The sequence below is a fragment of the Limnohabitans sp. WS1 genome (assembly GCF_003063265.1).
Taxonomy (GTDB): Bacteria; Pseudomonadota; Gammaproteobacteria; order Burkholderiales; family Burkholderiaceae_C; genus Limnohabitans_A.
In genome coordinates, this window is record NZ_NERU01000010.1 from 1 (window position 1) to 17,485 (window position 17,485).

Below are 17,485 nucleotides of genomic sequence, written 5' to 3' on the forward strand. Positions count from 1 at the left end.
TGTTCTTCACATAGTCAGCGTGGCCAGGGCAGTCCACGTGGGCGTAGTGACGGTTTTCTGTTTCGTACTCAACGTGAGCGGTGTTGATCGTGATACCACGAGCCTTCTCTTCGGGAGCCGCGTCGATCTGGTCGTACGCTTTGGCAGCACCGCCGAACTTGGCAGCCAACACGGTGGTGATGGCGGCAGTCAGGGTGGTTTTGCCGTGGTCAACGTGACCGATGGTGCCCACGTTCACGTGGGGCTTGGTCCGTTCGAATTTCTCTTTTGCCATTTCTTCGACTCCGAAAAGTAGTGGTCAACAACCAAGACAGAGGGCGTGCAACTCACGTCACACGCCCAAAAACTGGTGCCCTTGGCGGGAATCGGACCCGCGACCTCTCCCTTACCAAGGGAGTGCTCTACCACTGAGCCACAAGGGCGAATTACTTCTTGCAAACTGTCATCGAATGACTGGAGCGGGAAACGGGAATCGAACCCGTGTCATTAGCTTGGAAGGCTAAGGTTCTACCATTAAACTACTCCCGCATTGTTTGTGCTGCATGAGTGGCTGCAACACCAATGCTTGGACAGCATTTCCAATGACTCTGATCATCCGGCTTTAGGCCAGTTTGCTGGTGGAGGAGACTGGATTCGAACCAGTGTAGGCGTAAGCCAACAGATTTACAGTCTGCCCCCTTTAGCCACTCGGGCACCCCTCCTGAAGCAAGCCTTGAATTATGCCATCTTTTCTACGACTTCTCAACAACCTGCCTAATTTTTTCACCAAATGATGGTTTTCCCACCCATAGATCCCAAAAAATCGTTTGTCATTGCAAAGTGATTGCAGCCCAAAAAAGGGGTCGGTGGCCGATTGGCAGACAATGGGGACGGATGATGCGCGCTCAACACCAAATGCTGTCCACACGCGATCAATCCATCTATCAACTGTTTTTTTTCTTGCGCGTGAGCACCCCACAACATAAACACCAAGGGCTGCGTGTTTTGCGCTGCTGCTTTTAGCAGGGCGTCGGTCAAGGCCTCCCACCCCCAACGGGCATGACTGGCTGCGTGTCCTGCCTCAACGGTCAGGCATGTGTTGAGCAGCAAAACCCCTTGCTTTGCCCACCGCACCAATGAACCATCCCTCGCAATGGGAACACCGAGGCTCTGTTGCAGTTCTTTGAATATGTTGCGCAAACTCGGCGGAACTTTCACACCAGGCTGCACAGAAAATGCCAGACCCTCAGCCTGTCCGGGCCCATGGTAAGGGTCTTGCCCCAAGATCACCACGCGTACCTGCTTCAATGGCGTCAATGCCAAAGCACGCAAAGGCTCTGGTGGATAGATGACTTTTCCTTCACTCAAGGCCTGATTCAAACGTTTGGACAACGCCGCACCCGTCGCGGATGCCAAAAAATCCTCAAGCAAAGGTCTCCAGCCCTCGTCCAAGGCTTGCAGATCGGGCGGCCACTGAGCCAAGCAGCTCCCTGGCTCATCTTCCTTCCCGAAAGCAAAAGCTTGCTGACTTTGACCGTCAAGCATCAGGCAAAGAGTTTCGCCAGGGCTTCGCCGGGCTCACGGGCACGCATGAAAGCCTCCCCCACCAGGAAGGCGTTGACCTTGGCCTCGCGCATGCGCCTGACATCTTCCGGGCTTTGAATCCCGCTTTCGGTGACCAGCAAGCGGTCGGCTGGCACATCGGGCAACATGTCCAAAGTCGTCTGTAAGGACACCTCGAATGTTTTCAGGTTGCGGTTGTTGATGCCGACCAGACGTGTTTTCAGCTTGAGGGCGCGTTCCAGTTCGGCTTTGTCGTGCACCTCCACCAGCACCGCCATGTCCAGGCTGCGGGCCACCGCCTCCATCTCGGCCATGTGGGCATCGTCCAGGCAGGCGGCGATGAGCAAAATGGCGTCAGCCCCCATGGCCCGGGCCTCGTACACCTGGTAGGCATCGATCATGAAATCCTTGCGCAGCACCGGCAGGTCGCAACTGGCACGAGCTTGTTTGAGGTAATCCACGCTGCCCTGAAAGAACTGCTTGTCCGTCAACACCGACAGGCAAGCCGCGCCGAATTCGGCGTAGCTTTGGGCGATGTCGGCCGGAATGAAGTCGGCCCGCAGCACGCCTTTGGACGGGCTGGCCTTCTTGATTTCGGCGATCACAGCCGCTTGGCCTGCAGCGATCTTGGCACGCATCGCGCCTTCGAAGTCACGGGTCAGCACGCGGCTTTCGGCATCGGCGCGCACCACGGCCAGCGATTTTTGCTTCAAGGCTGCTGCCACTTCTTCGCGTTTGACCGCGACGATTTTGTCCAGGATGTCACTCATGATTTTCTTTCTGTGCGGGCTCAGTGGCACCGTTTTTCAATATGCGAACAAAGACGCGGTGCATCACCCAGGCCATGACCACAAACAAGGCCGACACCCCCAAAGCGATCCAGGCGCCCTCGTCCCGCCACATGGCTCAAGCCGCCTTCTGGCCAAAGGCCACAAACTGCGCCAGCTTGGCTTTGGCCGCGCCCGACTCGACGGCCACACGCGCACGGGCCAAACCATCGGCGATGCTGCTGGCCACATTGGCCGCGTACAAGGCAGCGCCCGCATTGATCATGACGATGTCCCGCGCCGCGCCGGGCTCATTGTCCAGCACGCCACGCAGCATGGCCATGGATTGCTCAGGTGTGTCCACTTTCAGGGCCCGGTTGCTGGCCATGGTCAGGCCGAAGTCTTCCGGGTGAATTTCATATTCGGTGATCTGGCCGTTTTTGAGTTCGCCCACCAAAGTGGCCGCGCCCAAGCTGATTTCGTCCATGCCGTCGCGCCCGTACACCACCAACGCATGCTCGGCCCCCAAGCGCTGCAGGGCACGCACCTGAATACCCACCAGGTCGGAGTGGAACACCCCCATCAAAATGTTGGGCGCGCTGGCTGGGTTGGTCAATGGACCCAAAATGTTGAACATCGTGCGCACCCCCAACTCCTTGCGCACCGGGGCCACGTTTTTCATGGCCGGGTGGTGGTTGGGTGCGAACATGAAGCCGATGCCCACCTCTTGGATCGACCGCGCGATCTGCTCTGGAGACAGGTGGATGTTGCCACCCAGGGCCTCGACCACGTCGGCGCTGCCCGATTTGCTGCTGACGCTGCGCCCACCGTGTTTGGCCGTTTTGGCCCCGGCGGCAGCGGCCACAAACATGGCGCAAGTCGAGATGTTGAAGGTGTGGGCCCCATCGCCTCCTGTGCCCACAATGTCCACGAGGTGTGTGGGGTCGGCCACATGCACTTTGGTCGAGAACTCGCGCATGACTTGCGCTGCGGCTGTAATTTCGCCAATGGTTTCTTTTTTCACGCGCAGACCGGTGACGAGCGCGGCGGTCATGACGGGCGACAACTCGCCGTTCATGATCATGCGCATGAGGTGGAGCATTTCGTCGTGAAAAATCTCGCGGTGCTCGATGGTGCGTTGAAGCGCTTCCTGAGGGGTGATGGGCATGGTCGTTTCCTGTCGGATGATGGAGATCGTTAAACAATTCAGCGGGTTGGCGCGTCGGTCAGGGCGAGCTTCAGCCCAAACCCAAGAAACAACAAGCCCGTCAGCCGGTCTAAGTGGCGCATGCCACGCTGCAGCCATTGGCCTCTGCGGGCCAACCAAGAGGCGGCCACAGCCCAGCCCATGCACACCAGCCAACTGTTCAGATTGAACAAGCAGCCCAAGAGCACAAAAGACCAGGCCGGGTCGGGGGCATGCGCCGGGATGAACTGCGGCACAAAGGCCAGAAAAAACAGCGCCACTTTCGGATTCAAGGCGTTGGTAGCGAACGCGCCGAAGAACACGGCCCATAAACCAGTGACCTCTTTGGAGGCTGGCCCACGCCCGTGCAGGTCAGAATGGCCGATCAACGCCGGAACTTGCGCTTGATCGCCATCGGCACCCGCTTGACTTGTACGCCACAACAGGCGCCCCCCCATCCACAGCAAATAAGTCGCACCGATCCACTTGACCAGATTGAAGGCGTCTGCCGAAGTGGCCAGGACGGCCCCCAAGCCCCAAGCGGCCGCAGCCACGTGCACAAAACACCCCGCCGTGATGCCCCAGGCAGCGACCAATCCACGCTGCACACCGCCCCTCAGCGACTGGTTGACGATGTAGAGCACATCCGGCCCAGGCGTGAGGTTGAGCAGCACACCGGCCAACATGAACATCAGGACTTGCTGCGTATCAAACATGGCTTCAGTAAACGCCCACTCGGGCGGAAGTCGGGCTTGTCTGTGCAGACGCGTTCGCCATGAAGCGCTGGATGCAATCGATGGCGTGGTCGATGCCCGCCGCATCCACCCCCAGGTGCGTCACAAAGCGCAGGCCAATCAAACCCGTGGCCAAAACGCCATGGGCCTTCAGATCCTCAAGCAGGGCCGGGCCACGTCCATCGGCCACATCCACAAACACGATGTTGGTTTGCGCCGAACGAACGCTCAAGCCAGGCACGCCTTGCAGGCCTTGGGCCAGCCTCTGCGCCAGCGCATGGTCATCGGCCAAGCGCTCGACGTGGTGGTCAAGCGCGTGCAAAGCCGCTGCCGCCAAAATGCCGGACTGGCGCAAACCACCGCCCAACACCTTGCGCCAGCGCAGCGCCTTGGCGATCAGTTCACGCGAGCCGCACAAGGCCGAACCCACAGGGGCTCCCAAACCTTTGCTGAAGCAAACCGACACGCTGTCAAAGTGGTCCACGATGCGCCGCACGCTGGCCGTGACTGCCCCACCTTCGGCTTGTGCGACAGCCGCATTGAAGAGACGGGCACCGTCCAGATGCACGGCCAAGCCGTGCTGCCGGGCGAGCGCTGTGGCTTGCGCCAAATAAGCCAGCGACATGGGGTGGCCGTTCCAGGTGTTTTCCAGCGCCAGCAGGCGGGTGCGGGCAAAGTGGCAGTCGATGGGTTTGATGGCTGCGGCGATGTCGGTCAGCGCCATTTCGCCGGAAACGTTTTGTGCCAACGGCTGCGGCTGGATGCTGCCCAGCACCGCTGCACCGCCGCCTTCGTAGCGGTAGGTGTGCGCGTTTTGACCCACGATGTACTCGTCGCCCCGCTCGCAATGCGCCATCAGGGCGCACAGGTTGCTTTGTGTGCCCGATGGCATGAACAGCGCCGCTTCTTTGCCCGTGATTTCTGCAATTCGTTCTTGCAAGGCATTGACCGTGGGGTCGTCGCCAAACACATCGTCGCCCACTGGCGCAGCCAGCATGGCCTCGCGCATGGCAGTGGTGGGCTGGGTCACGGTGTCGCTGCGCAGATCAATGGTCGTAGTCATGGTCGCACCAAAAAGTTTTTGAGCATGGCATGGCCGTGCTCGGTCAGGATGGATTCGGGGTGAAACTGCACACCTTCGATGTCCAGCTCGGTGTGCCGCACGCCCATGATCTCGCCGTCATCCGTCCAAGCCGTGACTTTCAGGCAGGGTGGGCAAGTGGCCCGCTCAATGGCCAAGGAGTGGTAGCGGTTGACCGTGAACTGCTCGGGCAAGCCCGCGAACACGCCTTCTTGCGTGGTGGTGATGACACTGGTCTTGCCGTGCATCAATTCCTGCGCCCGAACGATCTTGCCGCCAAAGGCCGCACCAATGCTTTGGTGACCGAGGCACACACCCAAAATGGGCAGCTTGCCTGCGAAATATTGAATCGCAGAGACCGAAATGCCCGCCTCGGCTGGCGAGCAGGGACCGGGCGAAATCACCAAGCGGTCAGGCTGGCGGGCCGCAATGCCTTCGAGCGTGATTTCATCGTTGCGAAAGACCTCGACCTCCGCGCCCAGTTCACCGAAGTACTGCACGATGTTGAAGGTGAACGAGTCGTAGTTGTCGACCATCAGGAGTTTGATTTTTTTCGCCATGATCACTCCAAGCCTTCTTCCACCAACTCGCTGGCCCGCAACAAGGCACGCGCCTTGTGTTCGGTTTCGCGCCATTCCATCTCGGGCACCGAATCAGCCACCACACCCGCTGCCGCTTGCACATACAGCGTCTGGTCCTTGATGACGGCGGTGCGGATCGCAATCGCCACATCCATGTCGCCCGCATAGCTGATGTAGCCGCAAGCGCCGCCGTAAATGCCGCGCTTGACGGGTTCGAACTGGTCAATCAGCTCCATGGCGTGCACCTTGGGCGCGCCCGTCAAGGTGCCCGCCGGGAAGGTGGCTTTGAGCACGTCCATATTGCTCATGCCCTCGTTCAGCACGCCCTCGACGTTGCTCACGATGTGCATGACGTGGCTGTAGCGCTCGACCACAAAGGCCTCGGTCACCTTGACCGATCCGATCTGGGCGATGCGTCCAATGTCGTTGCGCGCCAGATCGATCAACATCACATGCTCGGCCCGTTCCTTGGGGTCGTTGATCAGTTCATGCTCTGCCGCCTTGTCTTTTTCTGGCGTCGCACCACGGGGGCGTGTGCCCGCCAAAGGACGGATGATGACTTTGGCGCCCTCGTCGGTTTGCTCCTGCCGCACCAAAATTTCGGGGCTGGCTCCGACGACATGGAAGTCGCCGAAGTTGTAGAAGTACATGTAGGGGCTGGGGTTGAGCGAGCGCAGCGCACGGTACAAGGACAGCGGGCTTTCGGTGTACCGTTTTTTGATGCGCTGCCCCACTTGCACCTGCATGAAGTCGCCGCCTGCGATCAGCTCCTTGGCTTTTTCAACGGCGGCAATGTAATCGGCCTTGGCGAAGTCCCGCTCGGCCGGGTACGACTGGGTGGGTTTGACCACCGGAGCGCTCACCGAGTACTTGAGTTGCTCTTTCAAATCACGCAGGCGTTTTTTCGCAACCACATAGGCCTCGGGCGTGGCCGGGTCGGCATAAACAATCAGGTAGAGCTTGCCAGAAAGGTTGTCGATCACCGCCAGTTCTTCGCACTGCAGCAGCAAGATGTCGGGTGTGCCCAAGGTGTCAGGCGGGCAGGATTTTTCGAGCTTTTTCTCGATGTAGCGCACCGCGTCGTAACCAAAATAGCCCGCCAGGCCGCCACAAAAACGGGGCAGACCCGGGCGCAAGGCCACTTTGAAACGCTTTTGGTATTGCTCAATGAAGTCCAGCGGGTTGCCAACGGCTGTTTCGGTCACTTCGCCATCTCGCACCACTTCGGTCTTGGCCTCGGCACCAAAACCACTGGCGCGCAACAAAGTACGGGCTGGCAGTCCAATGAAGCTGTAGCGTCCAAAACGCTCGCCGCCCACCACCGATTCGAGCAAAAAGCTGTGTTGGCCGTTGTCCTTGGTGTGGGCCAACTTCAGGTAAAGCGACAGGGGGGTTTCCAGGTCCGCAAAGGCCTCGAGCATGAGGGGAATGCGGTTGTAGCCTTGGCTGGCCAGGCTTTTGAATTCAAGTTCGGTGATCACAGGCTAGAGCCTCCAAAGCGCTCAGCGACCTCGGGCGAGGTGCTTTTCATTCATCCAGGTGCCCAGTCATGGTGTGTATAAAACCGGGCGCGGGTGGCGGACAAGCCGCACAGTCGATGGGGTCAGGCTGGCCGACGCCAGGGCCAGGCTCCCCGGCCTTCCGCTGGGGAATGGCTCGGCAGACGGACTGCGCTGAGGTGGCTGTGGATGATGAACATGGTTTGTCAAGTGTAGCAAAGCCCAGAGACGCGTTTTCACCGGATCTGCAGTTTGCTTGGCTTTAGCTCATCGGCCCGTGGCGTTCATGCGCTCCGGCAAGTCGGCCAACGTGTCCAACCAAGCAGCTGCTGGGGTGTCTTGTACGCGGTGACCGTGGTTGTAGCCGTAAGTGACCAACACCACCGGGCAGCCCGCTGCGTGAGCAGCCTGCGCATCGTTGCTCGAATCCCCCACCATCAAGGTGCGTGCGGCGTGGGTACCCAGCGCCTCACAGGTTTTGATCAAGGGCAAGGGGTCGGGCTTTTTACGCTCGAAACTGTCTCCACCAAACACGGGGCCAAAAAAGTGCGCCAGTGACTTCTCTTTCAGCAAGGCCTGGGCAAAGGCCAAAGGCTTGTTCGTCAGGCAGGCCATGGGCATACCCTGCGCAGCCAAAGCCTCCAGGGCGTCCAGAGCACCTGGGTAGACATCAGCAAACTGACCATTGATTTCCAAATAGTGGTGCTGGTAGCGCAGCCATGCACGGCTGAAAAGCGCGTCCACCGACAGGGCCGGGCAAGCCTGGCCCACGCCTTTGACTTCGGGCCGGTTGATTTGATGCGCCAGCAAGGTGCGAATCAGGTGTTCGGAGCCTTTGCCGATGGTTTGCTCGATGAGCGCGTCCGACACCGGCGGCAAGTCCAGATCGGCCATGGTGCGGTGCAAGGCCACCTGAAAATCACCCAAGGTGTGCACCAGGGTGCCGTCCAAGTCAAAAATGACCGCTTCGATTTCTGTCAGATTCTGCATTTGGGCTCACCTTTCGTCAGGACAAAGCCACACGCATTTGGTCGATCACGCCTTTGTAATCAGGTTTGCCAAAAATGGCGCTGCCCGCCACAAAGGTGTCGGCCCCGGCATCGGCCACGCGGCGGATGTTGTCGGCCTTGATGCCCCCGTCCACTTCCAGTCGAATATCGCGACCGCTTCTCTCGATCCACTGGCGCGCCAGCTCGACCTTGCGCAAGGCTGAATCGATGAAGCTTTGGCCACCAAAGCCCGGGTTGACGCTCATGATCAGGATAAGGTCGATCTCGTCGATGGTCCATTCCAGCACATCCAGGGGTTCGGCCGGATTGAACACCAGCCCGGCCTTGACACCCTTGCTCTTGATGGCCTGAATGCTGCGGTGCACATGGGCGCTGGCATCGGGGTGAAAACTGATGAGGTCGGCACCGGCTTCGGCAAAAGATGCGGCCAGTGCATCGACGGGCGAGATCATTAAATGCACATCGATGGGCACGGCCACGCCCGATGCAGTTTTAGCATGCGGCTTAAGCGCTTGGCAAATCATGGGGCCAAAGGTGAGGTTGGGCACGTAATGGTTGTCCATCACGTCAAAGTGGATCCAGTCGGCACCGGCGTCGATGACGCTTTTGACTTCCTCGCCCAAGCGGGCGAAATCAGCCGAGAGGATGGAGGGGGCAATGCGGTAGGTCGTCGTCATCCTTGAATTGTCGCAGTTAACATGTGTTCATGACTGCTTACACCGTTCAAATTGAAGTACTGCCCCATTACTTGGCTGACCAGAGCAATCCCCTGCAAGATGTTTTCGCTTTCGCCTACACCATCACCGTCACCAACACGGGCCGGGTTCCTGTTCAGTTGATTTCTCGACATTGGGTGATTCAGGATGAGCGTGGTCACAGCGAGGAAGTCAAAGGCCTGGGCGTGGTTGGACAACAGCCTTTGCTGCGCCCCGGTGAATCCTTCCAGTACACCAGCGGCTGCAGATTGCGCGCCCCCAGCGGCACCATGCATGGCAGCTACTTTTTTGTGGCAGAAGATGGGCACCGCTTTGATGCCAGTATTGGCACCTTTGTTCTGGAGTCTTCGTCCGCTGGCTTTTCAGGCCGCACACTTCACTGAGTATCGACTGATCACTTGCGGTTAAGCTCTCACCATGGGTGAATTTGACCTCATTGAACGTTACTTCAAACGACCTGCTCAGCGTGCGGATGTGGGCATTGGCGATGATTGCGCCGTGTGGACGCCCCGCCCGGGCCATCAACTGGCATTTTCTGCAGACATGCTTGTTGAAGGTCGTCATTTTCTGACGACCGTCAATCCGAAATTTTTGGGTCACAAATCCTTGGCGGTGAATTTGAGTGACCTTGCTGCTTGCGGAGCCTCGCCCCAAGCCTTTTTGTTGTCACTGTCTTTGCCTCGCGCAGATGAAGCCTGGCTGTCTGGTTTCTCAGAAGGCTTGTTTCAGTTGTCAGAGCTGCATGGCTGTGAACTGATCGGCGGTGATACGACACAAGGCCCTTTGAACATTGCAATCACCGTCATGGGCGACACGCCTCAAGGGCAAAGCATCTTGCGCAGTGGTGCGCGCGTTGGCGATGATCTTTATGTCAGCGGTCACCTGGGTGATGCACGTTTGGCCCTTGAAGCATTTCGAGGCAAGGTGAGTTTGCCACAAGCTGTTTTTGACATGGCCAGACGCCGCATGGAGTGCCCCACACCCCGTGTCGCTTTGGGCCAAGCACTTCGCGGCATTGCCAACGCGATGGCGGACATCAGCGATGGCTTGCTGGGTGATTTGGGACACATTCTCAAAGCCAGCCATGTCGGAGCTGAGATTGACACGCTCGCTGTCACCCCACTGATGCAAACGGGAACGCTTTGGTCTTGCCCTCATGATTTAGCCCTGACCTGTGTTTTGTCGGGGGGTGATGATTATGAATTGGTGTTCAGCGCTTCACCTCTGGCCGCTGCGCAAGTACAACTTGCAGCCCAATCCACAAGAACTCCTGTGACGCGCATTGGCCGCGTGACCGATTCTCAGCGTTTGGTCTTGTTGGGTGTTGAGGGTCTACCCATCACCTCCTCATTCGAATCCTTTGACCACTTTGCGTGAAGATGAACTTGTCCAACAGCACACTTCAACATCGTCCACCGATCAAGCCCACAGCTTCATTCATGCTGTCGCACCCTGCGCACTTGATTGCTTTGGGCTTTGGCTCTGGTCTTGCACCCAAAGCACCAGGGACGATCGGCAGCTTATGGGGCTGGGTTTCTTGGTTACTGATTCAACAGCATTTGACCCTCACTGCTCAAGCCGTACTCATCGTTTTGGCCTTTACAGTGGGTTGGTGGTCATGCACAGTGACTGCGAGGCACATGGGCGTCAGTGATCCTGGTTCAATTGTTTGGGATGAAGTGGTCGCCATGTGGTTGATTTTGAGTTTGATCATGCCATGCAGTTTTGCCGGTCAATTAGCAGCATTTGTCTTGTTTCGTTTTTTTGATGCCGTCAAACCTGGACCTGTGGCTTGGGCTGATCAACTCTTCAAAGGTTTCGGATGGCAAGGTGGCTTTGGCATCATCTTTGATGATCTTGTGGCTGCTCTTTGCACACTTTTGTGCATTGCAATTTGGAGATTTTTTTGATCCACCTTCTCACACCACTGCTCGCAGAACGACTATCTCTATTGCACTGGATGATGTCCACCGCAGAGAGCTGTACAGGAGGCATGATTGCCAGCCGATGCACCGATCTGGCTGGATCCAGCACCTGGTTTGACAGGGGATTTGTGACCTATTCAAACCACGCCAAATCCGACTTGCTCGGAGTTCCTTCAGAAATGATTGCCCAGCATGGTGCGGTCAGTGAAGCTGTTGCCCAAGCCATGGCTTTGGGTGCCCTTTACCGCTCAGAATCTGTCGTTTCTGTGGCCGTCACGGGGATAGCCGGACCCAGCGGTGGTAGCCAAGAAAAGCCTGTTGGAACAGTTTGGTTGGCATGGTGTATTGGTGGGCGTGTTTACACAGAGCTTCAAACATTTTCAGGCAACCGCGATCAAATCCGAGTGGCGACAACAGACTGCGCGCTTGAAGGTCTGTTGAAACGCCTCCCGCCTCTTTGATCTGTTTGAAGCGGAAACAAAAAAACCTTCCGAAGAAGGTTTTTTTGTATTCAACCGAAATTGAAATTTGGTTGCGGGGGCCGGATTTGAACCAACGACCTTTGGGTTATGAGCCCAACGAGCTACCAGACTGCTCCACCCCGCGGTATGTTTGAATTATACCTTACTCTGCGGCTGTTTCTGCAGAAGAATCTGCACGATCGACCAATTCAACCAAGGCCATCGGTGCGTTATCACCCACGCGGTAACCCATTTTCAGGATACGTGTGTAACCACCAGGACGCTTGGCAAAACGGGGACCCAGATCTGCAAACAATTTGACGACGTTGTCACGGTCACGCAGGCGATTGAATGCCAGGCGCTTGTTGGACAAATTATCTTCTTTGGCCAAGGTGATCATCGGTTCAATGACTCGACGAAGTTCTTTGGCTTTAGGGAGTGTGGTTTTGATGACTTCGTGCTCAATGAGCGAGTTCATCATGTTGCGCAACATAGCGAGGCGGTGCTCGCTGGTGCGGTTCAATTTACGGAGACCGTGTCCGTGACGCATGGTGCTTACCTTTCTTTATTTAACAAGCAGCCGTATCAGGTACTGCTCGTGCACAACCCAGATCGCTCCGGGAATTCATTCAATCAACGTTTATCCAGGCCTGCTGGTGGCCAAGCTTCGAGCTTCATGCCCAAAGTCAAACCACGAGAAGCCAAAACTTCCTTGATTTCATTCAATGATTTACGACCCAAATTGGGTGTCTTCAACAATTCATTTTCAGTACGCTGAATCAAATCGCCGATGTAATAAATATTTTCTGCTTTGAGACAGTTGGCCGAGCGAACAGTCAATTCAAGCTCATCAACTGGGCGCAGCAAAATTGGATCAAAACTTCCAGCACCACCTCGCGCAGCGGGTGCATCAAATGCAGACAGTTCACTGCCTTCAAGTTGAGCAAAAACTGCAAGCTGTTCAACCAAAATCTTAGAAGAAGAACGAACGGCGTCTTCTGCGGAAATGGCTCCGTTGGTCTCGATTTCAATGACCAGCTTATCGAGATCCGTGCGTTGTTCGACACGTGCACTCTCAACGGTATAGCTTACACGCTTGACCGGAGAAAATGAGGCGTCCAACACAATGCGACCAAGAGCCTTTGTGGGCTCATCAGCAAAACGGCGCATGCTGCCGGGAACATAACCACGGCCTTTTTCGACCTTGATTTGCATGTCCAGCTTGCCGCCGTGTGACAAATTAGCGATCACATGTTCCGGATTGATGATTTCAACATCATGCGGTGTCTGGATATCTGCTGCAGTCACGGCACCTTCACCGTCTTTGCGCAAACTCAGCGTTACTTCATCACGATTGTGTAATTTAAAAACCACACCTTTCAAGTTCAGAAGAATGTTCACAACATCTTCTTGAACACCATCAATGGATGAGTATTCATGCACCACACCCGCAATGGTCACTTCAGTGGCAGAATAGCCAACCATTGAAGACAGCAAGACACGGCGCAGAGCGTTACCCAACGTATGACCGTAACCGCGCTCGAAAGGCTCCAACGTGACTTTGGCACGGTTGTTGGCCAATTGTTCGACTTGGATTGCTTTGGGTTTCAACAGATTGGTTTGCATTCAGACTTCCTCTCAATACCCCCGGTTCGTTACACCGGTAAGGCTGATGGAGCACCCGACACACAATGCCTTGTGCGTCGGGAACGATTGAAACAACGAATTAACGTGAATACAGTTCGACGATCAACGATTCGTTGATATCGGCACCAAATTCATCGCGGTCAGGCACCTTTTTGAAGGTACCTTCAGCTTTGTCTGCATTGACTTCCACCCAAGCAGGCAATCCCACTTGTTGAGCCAATTGCAAAGCCTCAACGACGCGGTTTTGCTTTTTGGACTTTTCGCGAACAGCGATCACATCACCGGCCTTGACCAGGTATGAAGGAATGTTCACTGATTGGCCGTTGACAGTGATGGCTTTGTGAGAAACCATTTGACGCGCTTCAGCACGTGTCGAGCCGAAACCCATGCGATAAACCACGTTATCCAAACGGCATTCCAACAGGGCCAACAGATTGGAACCTGTGTTGCCTTTGCGGCGATCTGCTTCTGCAAAATAACGGCGGAATTGCTTTTCCAAAATGCCGTACATGCGTTTGACTTTTTGCTTTTCTCGCAATTGAAGTCCGTAGTCAGAGGTGCGCTGACCGGATGTGCGACCGTGCTGGCCTGGCTTGGAGTCAAATTTTGACTTGTCTGCAATCGAACGACGAGCGCTCTTGAGGAACAGGTCAGTGCCTTCACGGCGAGAGAGTTTGGCCTTGGGGCCGAGGTAGCGTGCCACTTGATTTTCCTTTTATGCAACTACCGCATCAGAAATGCGGGAGCCAGGCGCTGCAAGCAGCGCCTGGCGGTGGGCTTTGATTGAAATTAGATACGACGACGCTTTTGAGGGCGGCATCCATTGTGAGGTACTGGCGTCACATCGGCAATGGATGTGATGCGAATACCCAAAGCACCCAAAGCTCGAACCGAAGATTCACGACCAGGGCCTGGACCTTTGATCTCGACGTCGAGGTTTTTGATACCTTGTTCTTGAGCAGCACGACCGGCAACTTCAGATGCAACCTGGGCAGCAAAGGGAGTTGACTTTCGTGATCCCTTGAAACCCTGTCCACCTGATGACGCCCAAGACAACGCATTGCCTTGACGATCAGTGATCGTGATGATGGTGTTATTGAAAGAAGCATGAACGTGTGCAATGCCGTCAGCAATATTTTTGCGGACTTTTTTGCGAACTCGTTGTGATGCGCTGTTGGATTGTGCTTTAGCCATGATGGTCTCTCAATCTGCTTATTTCTTCAGAGCCGCGGCGCCTTTGCGCGGACCCTTGCGAGTACGTGCATTGGTACGTGTACGCTGACCACGCATTGGCAAGCCACGACGGTGACGGAATCCACGGTAGCAACCGATGTCCATCAAACGTTTGATGTTCATGGTTGTTTCGCGGCGCAGGTCACCTTCAATGGTGAAGACTGCGATTTGATCGCGGATTTTTTCAAGATCAGCGTCCGTCAGATCTTTGATCTTTTTCGAATAAGCGATGCCAGAAGCTTCGCAAATTTGTCGAGCGCGGGTGCGACCAATACCAAAAATGGCTGTCAAGCCAATTTCAGCATGTTTGTGCGGCGGAATGTTGATGCCAGCGATACGTGCCATTTTCGTCCTCTAAAACTAAGTCAATCAGCCTTGACGCTGCTTGTGACGTGGATCTGTGCAGATCACACGAACAACGCCTTTACGGCGAATGATTTTGCAGTTGCGGCAAATTTTTTTCACCGAAGCCGAAACTCTCATGGTTTTCTCCTAAAACTTATCTTCACCTGCACTTTTTGGTACAGGCATTAAATGGGTTCCCTGTGTACAAGACTCAGGGTTCTTTACCTTCAGTGCATCTATTCATCAAGATTTGAAGCTTGCTTTTTTCAACAGTGAATCGTACTGCTGTGACATCAGGTAGTTCTGCACCTGGGCCATGAAATCCATCGTGACCACCACAATGATCAGAAGTGAGGTTCCGCCAAAGTAAAACGGAACATTGTATTTCAGAATCAAGAACTCAGGTAACAAACACACAAAGGTGATGTACGCAGCACCCACAGCCGTCAGGCGGAGCAAAATTTTGTCAATGTACTTTGCTGTCTGATCACCTGGACGAATCCCGGGAATGAAAGCACCACTTTTCTTCAAGTTGTCAGCCGTTTCACGACTGTTGAACACCAAGGCTGTGTAGAAAAAGCAGAAGAACACAATCGCAGCAGCATAAAGCATGACGTAGATTGGCTGACCTGGAGTCAATGCACTGGCCACATCTTTGAAGAATCGAACAACGATGTTTTCAGATGAGCCAGAACTGAACCACCCAATCACTGTCGCTGGCAACAAGATGATTGAAGAAGCAAAGATCGGAGGGATCACGCCTGCCATGTTCAATTTCAATGGCAGATGCGAAGACTGACCACCATAAACTTTGTTCCCGACTTGTCTGCGAGCGTAATTGACCAATATTTTCCGTTGGCCTCTTTCCACAAACACCACAAAGTAAGTCACCAAGCCAATGACAACCACGATCATCATGGAGATCAATGGATTCATCGCACCGGTACGTACCAATTCAAACAAGCCACCCAATGCACTTGGCAAACCAGCAGCAATGCCTGCGAAAATCAGGATCGAAATGCCATTACCAAGACCGCGCTCTGTGATCTGCTCACCAAGCCACATCAAGAAAATGGTTCCGGCTGTCAGACTCACCACGGCTGTCATTCTGAAACCGTAACCAGGATTGATCACCAAACCTGCAGATGCTTCAAGAGCCACAGCTATGCCGAATGACTGAAATACAGCTAGAGCCAATGCTCCGAATCGCGTGTATTGCGTGATCTTTCTTCTGCCAGCCTCACCCTCTTTCTTCATTTGCTCGAAAGCAGGAAGAACGTAGGTTAACAACTGCATCACAATCGATGCAGAAATATAAGGCATGATGCCCAGCGCAAAAATCGTGAAACGAGACAGTGCACCACCTGAGAACATGTTGAACAAGCTCAGAATTCCACCTTGCTGACCGTTGAACAACTGTTTCAGTTGGTCTGGATCAATGCCAGGTACAGGAATGTGTGCGCCAACCCGGTAGACGACCAGCGCAAGAAGCAAGAAGATCAATCGACGACGCAAGTCACCGAACTTGTCTGCTTTTACTGATGAGTTTGCGCTGGTTGCCACTGTATTTCTCGTCAATCTAAGTTCAGGCCAAAGAGCCGCCAGCTGCTTCAATCGCTGCTTTTGCAGCGGCTGTTGCGCCAATACCTGTCAATTTGACCGCTTTGGTCAATTCACCTGTATGGATAACTTTGACCACTTTAGCCATTTGAGAGACCAAACCAGCTTGCTTCAATGCCAGAACATCCACTTCGGCCATGTCCAAACGGGACAAGGTTGTCAATGTGATTTCTGCATTGAACTTCAGCAGGTGTGATTTAAAACCACGCTTTGGCAAACGGCGCTGCAAAGGCATTTGACCGCCTTCAAAACCCACTTTATGGTATCCGCCAGAGCGTGACTTTTGACCTTTGTGTCCACGGCCGGCGGTTTTACCCAAACCGGAACCGATTCCACGGCCCACGCGACGAGGAGCGTGCTTGGAGCCTTCTGCGGGCTTGATGCTGTTGAGTTCCATCATTCGCCTCTTAGAGAACTTTGACCAGATAGCTGATCTTGTTGATCATGCCGCGCACTGCGGGCGTGTCTTGCAACTCGCTCACAGAATTCAGCTTGCGCAAGCCCAGGCCACGCACTGTGGCGCGGTGTGACTCTTTGGTGCCAATTGGGCTGCGAACCAATTGGACTTTCACGGTAGATTGTGTCGTCATGTTCGATCTCCAGTTCAGCCGAACAACTCTTCAACCGACTTGCCACGCTTGGCAGCCACGTTGGAAGCTGTTGTGCAGTTGGACAAAGCGTCCAATGTGGCACGAACCATGTTGTAGGGGTTGGACGAACCATGGCTCTTGGCCACGATGTCGGTGATACCCACCACTTCGAACACAGCGCGCATTGGGCCGCCAGCAATGATGCCGGTACCTTTTGGCGCTGGAGCCATCATGACGCGGGCTGCGCCATGGTGACCATGCACTGCGTGGTGGATCGTGCCATTTTTCAAGTGCACTTTGGCCAAGTTGCGACGAGCTTCTTCCATCGCTTTTTGCACGGCAGCGGGCACTTCTTTTGACTTGCCCTTGCCCATGCCCACTTTGCCATCGCCGTCACCGACGACGGTCAACGCTGCGAAACCCAAGATACGGCCACCCTTGACCACCTTGGTCACGCGGTTGACCGCGATCATCTTCTCGCGGAGACCGTCTTCAGGACCGTCGCTCTGCGGTTTTGCTGTAAATTTAGCCATTTGTAACTCCGATCC

24 protein-coding genes and 4 tRNA genes are annotated in these 17,485 nt (G+C 55.2%); 4 read left to right on the forward strand and 24 right to left on the reverse strand.

Annotated features, from left to right (window positions below; all coding sequences use genetic code 11):
* From B9Z48_RS12835 to rpe, 13 genes are all read right to left on the reverse strand, one after another.
* Positions 1 to 274 (reverse strand): GTP-binding protein (locus B9Z48_RS12835; protein ID WP_233261118.1); only part of this gene is annotated, 274 nt, incomplete at its 3' end.
* Between the two features lie 73 nt (positions 275 to 347).
* Positions 348 to 422, reverse strand: a tRNA-Thr gene (locus B9Z48_RS12840).
* Positions 423 to 454: 32 nt separating this feature from the next.
* Positions 455 to 528 (reverse strand) — tRNA-Gly (locus tag B9Z48_RS12845).
* An 87-nt stretch (positions 529 to 615) separates the two neighbouring features.
* Positions 616 to 701, reverse strand: a tRNA-Tyr gene (locus B9Z48_RS12850).
* 61 nt (positions 702 to 762) lie between these two features.
* Positions 763 to 1,524 carry a uracil-DNA glycosylase gene (locus B9Z48_RS12855; RefSeq protein ID WP_108378905.1) on the reverse strand — a complete coding sequence of 254 codons (762 nt, stop codon included), beginning with the start codon at positions 1,522 to 1,524 and terminating at the stop codon, positions 763 to 765.
* Complete coding sequence (gene trpC, locus B9Z48_RS12860) at positions 1,524 to 2,312, reverse strand: indole-3-glycerol phosphate synthase TrpC (RefSeq protein ID WP_108378907.1); 789 nt, start codon at positions 2,310 to 2,312, stop codon at positions 1,524 to 1,526. Before trpC ends, B9Z48_RS12855 begins: the two co-directional genes overlap by 1 nt.
* Positions 2,313 to 2,448: 136 nt before the next feature.
* Complete coding sequence (gene trpD, locus B9Z48_RS12865) at positions 2,449 to 3,477, reverse strand: anthranilate phosphoribosyltransferase (RefSeq protein ID WP_108378909.1); 1,029 nt, start codon at positions 3,475 to 3,477, stop codon at positions 2,449 to 2,451.
* 38 nt (positions 3,478 to 3,515) lie between these two features.
* A complete protein-coding gene (locus B9Z48_RS12870) occupies positions 3,516 to 4,211 on the reverse strand; it encodes a LysE family translocator (RefSeq protein WP_108378911.1) in 696 nt (231 codons plus the stop codon).
* Positions 4,212 to 4,215: 4 nt separating this feature from the next.
* On the reverse strand, positions 4,216 to 5,292 hold the full coding sequence (ltaE, locus tag B9Z48_RS12875) for a low-specificity L-threonine aldolase (RefSeq protein WP_108378913.1): 1,077 nt from the start codon (positions 5,290 to 5,292) through the stop codon (positions 4,216 to 4,218).
* Entirely contained in the window at positions 5,289 to 5,870 is a 582-nt protein-coding gene (locus B9Z48_RS12880; protein WP_199233520.1) for an aminodeoxychorismate/anthranilate synthase component II, read from the reverse strand. Before B9Z48_RS12880 ends, ltaE begins: the two co-directional genes overlap by 4 nt.
* Before the next feature lie 2 nt (positions 5,871 to 5,872).
* Positions 5,873 to 7,372: an anthranilate synthase component I gene (trpE, locus tag B9Z48_RS12885; protein ID WP_108378917.1), complete on the reverse strand. Its 1,500-nt coding sequence runs from the start codon at positions 7,370 to 7,372 to the stop codon at positions 5,873 to 5,875.
* 285 nt (positions 7,373 to 7,657) lie between these two features.
* Positions 7,658 to 8,380, reverse strand: a complete 723-nt coding sequence (gph, locus tag B9Z48_RS12890; protein WP_108378919.1) for a phosphoglycolate phosphatase — start codon at positions 8,378 to 8,380, stop codon at positions 7,658 to 7,660.
* Positions 8,381 to 8,396: 16 nt separating this feature from the next.
* Positions 8,397 to 9,077, reverse strand: a complete 681-nt coding sequence (gene rpe / locus B9Z48_RS12895) for a ribulose-phosphate 3-epimerase (protein WP_108378921.1) — start codon at positions 9,075 to 9,077, stop codon at positions 8,397 to 8,399.
* A 29-nt stretch (positions 9,078 to 9,106) separates the two neighbouring features.
* Between rpe and apaG the strand changes: the two genes are divergently transcribed.
* From apaG to B9Z48_RS12915, 4 genes are read left to right on the forward strand one after another with little or no spacing between them, the layout of a single operon-like run.
* The gene (gene apaG, locus B9Z48_RS12900) at positions 9,107 to 9,499 is read left to right on the forward strand and encodes a Co2+/Mg2+ efflux protein ApaG (protein ID WP_108378923.1); all 393 of its coding nucleotides are present in this window, start codon (positions 9,107 to 9,109) and stop codon (positions 9,497 to 9,499) included.
* Between the two features lie 34 nt (positions 9,500 to 9,533).
* Positions 9,534 to 10,493: a thiamine-phosphate kinase gene (thiL, locus tag B9Z48_RS12905; protein ID WP_108378925.1), complete on the forward strand. Its 960-nt coding sequence runs from the start codon at positions 9,534 to 9,536 to the stop codon at positions 10,491 to 10,493.
* A gap of 2 nt (positions 10,494 to 10,495) precedes the next feature.
* Entirely contained in the window at positions 10,496 to 11,026 is a 531-nt protein-coding gene (locus B9Z48_RS12910; protein ID WP_108378927.1) for a phosphatidylglycerophosphatase A, read from the forward strand.
* On the forward strand, positions 11,023 to 11,502 hold the full coding sequence (locus tag B9Z48_RS12915) for a CinA family protein (protein ID WP_255419491.1): 480 nt from the start codon (positions 11,023 to 11,025) through the stop codon (positions 11,500 to 11,502). The genes B9Z48_RS12910 and B9Z48_RS12915 overlap by 4 nt, the downstream gene beginning before the upstream one ends.
* Before the next feature lie 68 nt (positions 11,503 to 11,570).
* Here B9Z48_RS12915 and B9Z48_RS12920 read toward each other — a convergent pair.
* The 11 genes from B9Z48_RS12920 to rpsE form a co-directional block, all read right to left on the reverse strand.
* Positions 11,571 to 11,647: transfer RNA gene (locus B9Z48_RS12920), tRNA-Met, on the reverse strand.
* An 18-nt stretch (positions 11,648 to 11,665) separates the two neighbouring features.
* Positions 11,666 to 12,052 (reverse strand): 50S ribosomal protein L17, encoded by a 387-nt coding sequence (gene rplQ / locus B9Z48_RS12925; RefSeq protein ID WP_053172513.1) that lies wholly within the window; start codon positions 12,050 to 12,052, stop codon positions 11,666 to 11,668.
* A gap of 83 nt (positions 12,053 to 12,135) precedes the next feature.
* Complete coding sequence (rpoA, locus tag B9Z48_RS12930) at positions 12,136 to 13,128, reverse strand: DNA-directed RNA polymerase subunit alpha (protein ID WP_089951908.1); 993 nt, start codon at positions 13,126 to 13,128, stop codon at positions 12,136 to 12,138.
* Positions 13,129 to 13,228: 100 nt separating this feature from the next.
* On the reverse strand, positions 13,229 to 13,852 hold the full coding sequence (rpsD, locus tag B9Z48_RS12935; RefSeq protein ID WP_089951911.1) for a 30S ribosomal protein S4: 624 nt from the start codon (positions 13,850 to 13,852) through the stop codon (positions 13,229 to 13,231).
* A gap of 86 nt (positions 13,853 to 13,938) precedes the next feature.
* The gene (gene rpsK, locus B9Z48_RS12940; RefSeq protein WP_019429279.1) at positions 13,939 to 14,343 is read right to left on the reverse strand and encodes a 30S ribosomal protein S11; all 405 of its coding nucleotides are present in this window, start codon (positions 14,341 to 14,343) and stop codon (positions 13,939 to 13,941) included.
* Between the two features lie 18 nt (positions 14,344 to 14,361).
* Complete coding sequence (gene rpsM / locus B9Z48_RS12945; RefSeq protein WP_019429278.1) at positions 14,362 to 14,727, reverse strand: 30S ribosomal protein S13; 366 nt, start codon at positions 14,725 to 14,727, stop codon at positions 14,362 to 14,364.
* 24 nt (positions 14,728 to 14,751) lie between these two features.
* On the reverse strand, positions 14,752 to 14,865 hold the full coding sequence (rpmJ, locus tag B9Z48_RS12950) for a 50S ribosomal protein L36 (RefSeq protein WP_011481465.1): 114 nt from the start codon (positions 14,863 to 14,865) through the stop codon (positions 14,752 to 14,754).
* Positions 14,866 to 14,970: 105 nt separating this feature from the next.
* Positions 14,971 to 16,290, reverse strand: a complete 1,320-nt coding sequence (secY, locus tag B9Z48_RS12955) for a preprotein translocase subunit SecY (RefSeq protein ID WP_108378929.1) — start codon at positions 16,288 to 16,290, stop codon at positions 14,971 to 14,973.
* 22 nt (positions 16,291 to 16,312) lie between these two features.
* The gene (gene rplO / locus B9Z48_RS12960) at positions 16,313 to 16,744 is read right to left on the reverse strand and encodes a 50S ribosomal protein L15 (protein WP_089952544.1); all 432 of its coding nucleotides are present in this window, start codon (positions 16,742 to 16,744) and stop codon (positions 16,313 to 16,315) included.
* 10 nt (positions 16,745 to 16,754) lie between these two features.
* Entirely contained in the window at positions 16,755 to 16,937 is a 183-nt protein-coding gene (rpmD, locus tag B9Z48_RS12965; RefSeq protein ID WP_089951917.1) for a 50S ribosomal protein L30, read from the reverse strand.
* Positions 16,938 to 16,951: 14 nt separating this feature from the next.
* Entirely contained in the window at positions 16,952 to 17,470 is a 519-nt protein-coding gene (gene rpsE / locus B9Z48_RS12970; protein WP_019429274.1) for a 30S ribosomal protein S5, read from the reverse strand.
* Positions 17,471 to 17,485: the final 15 nt, after the last annotated feature.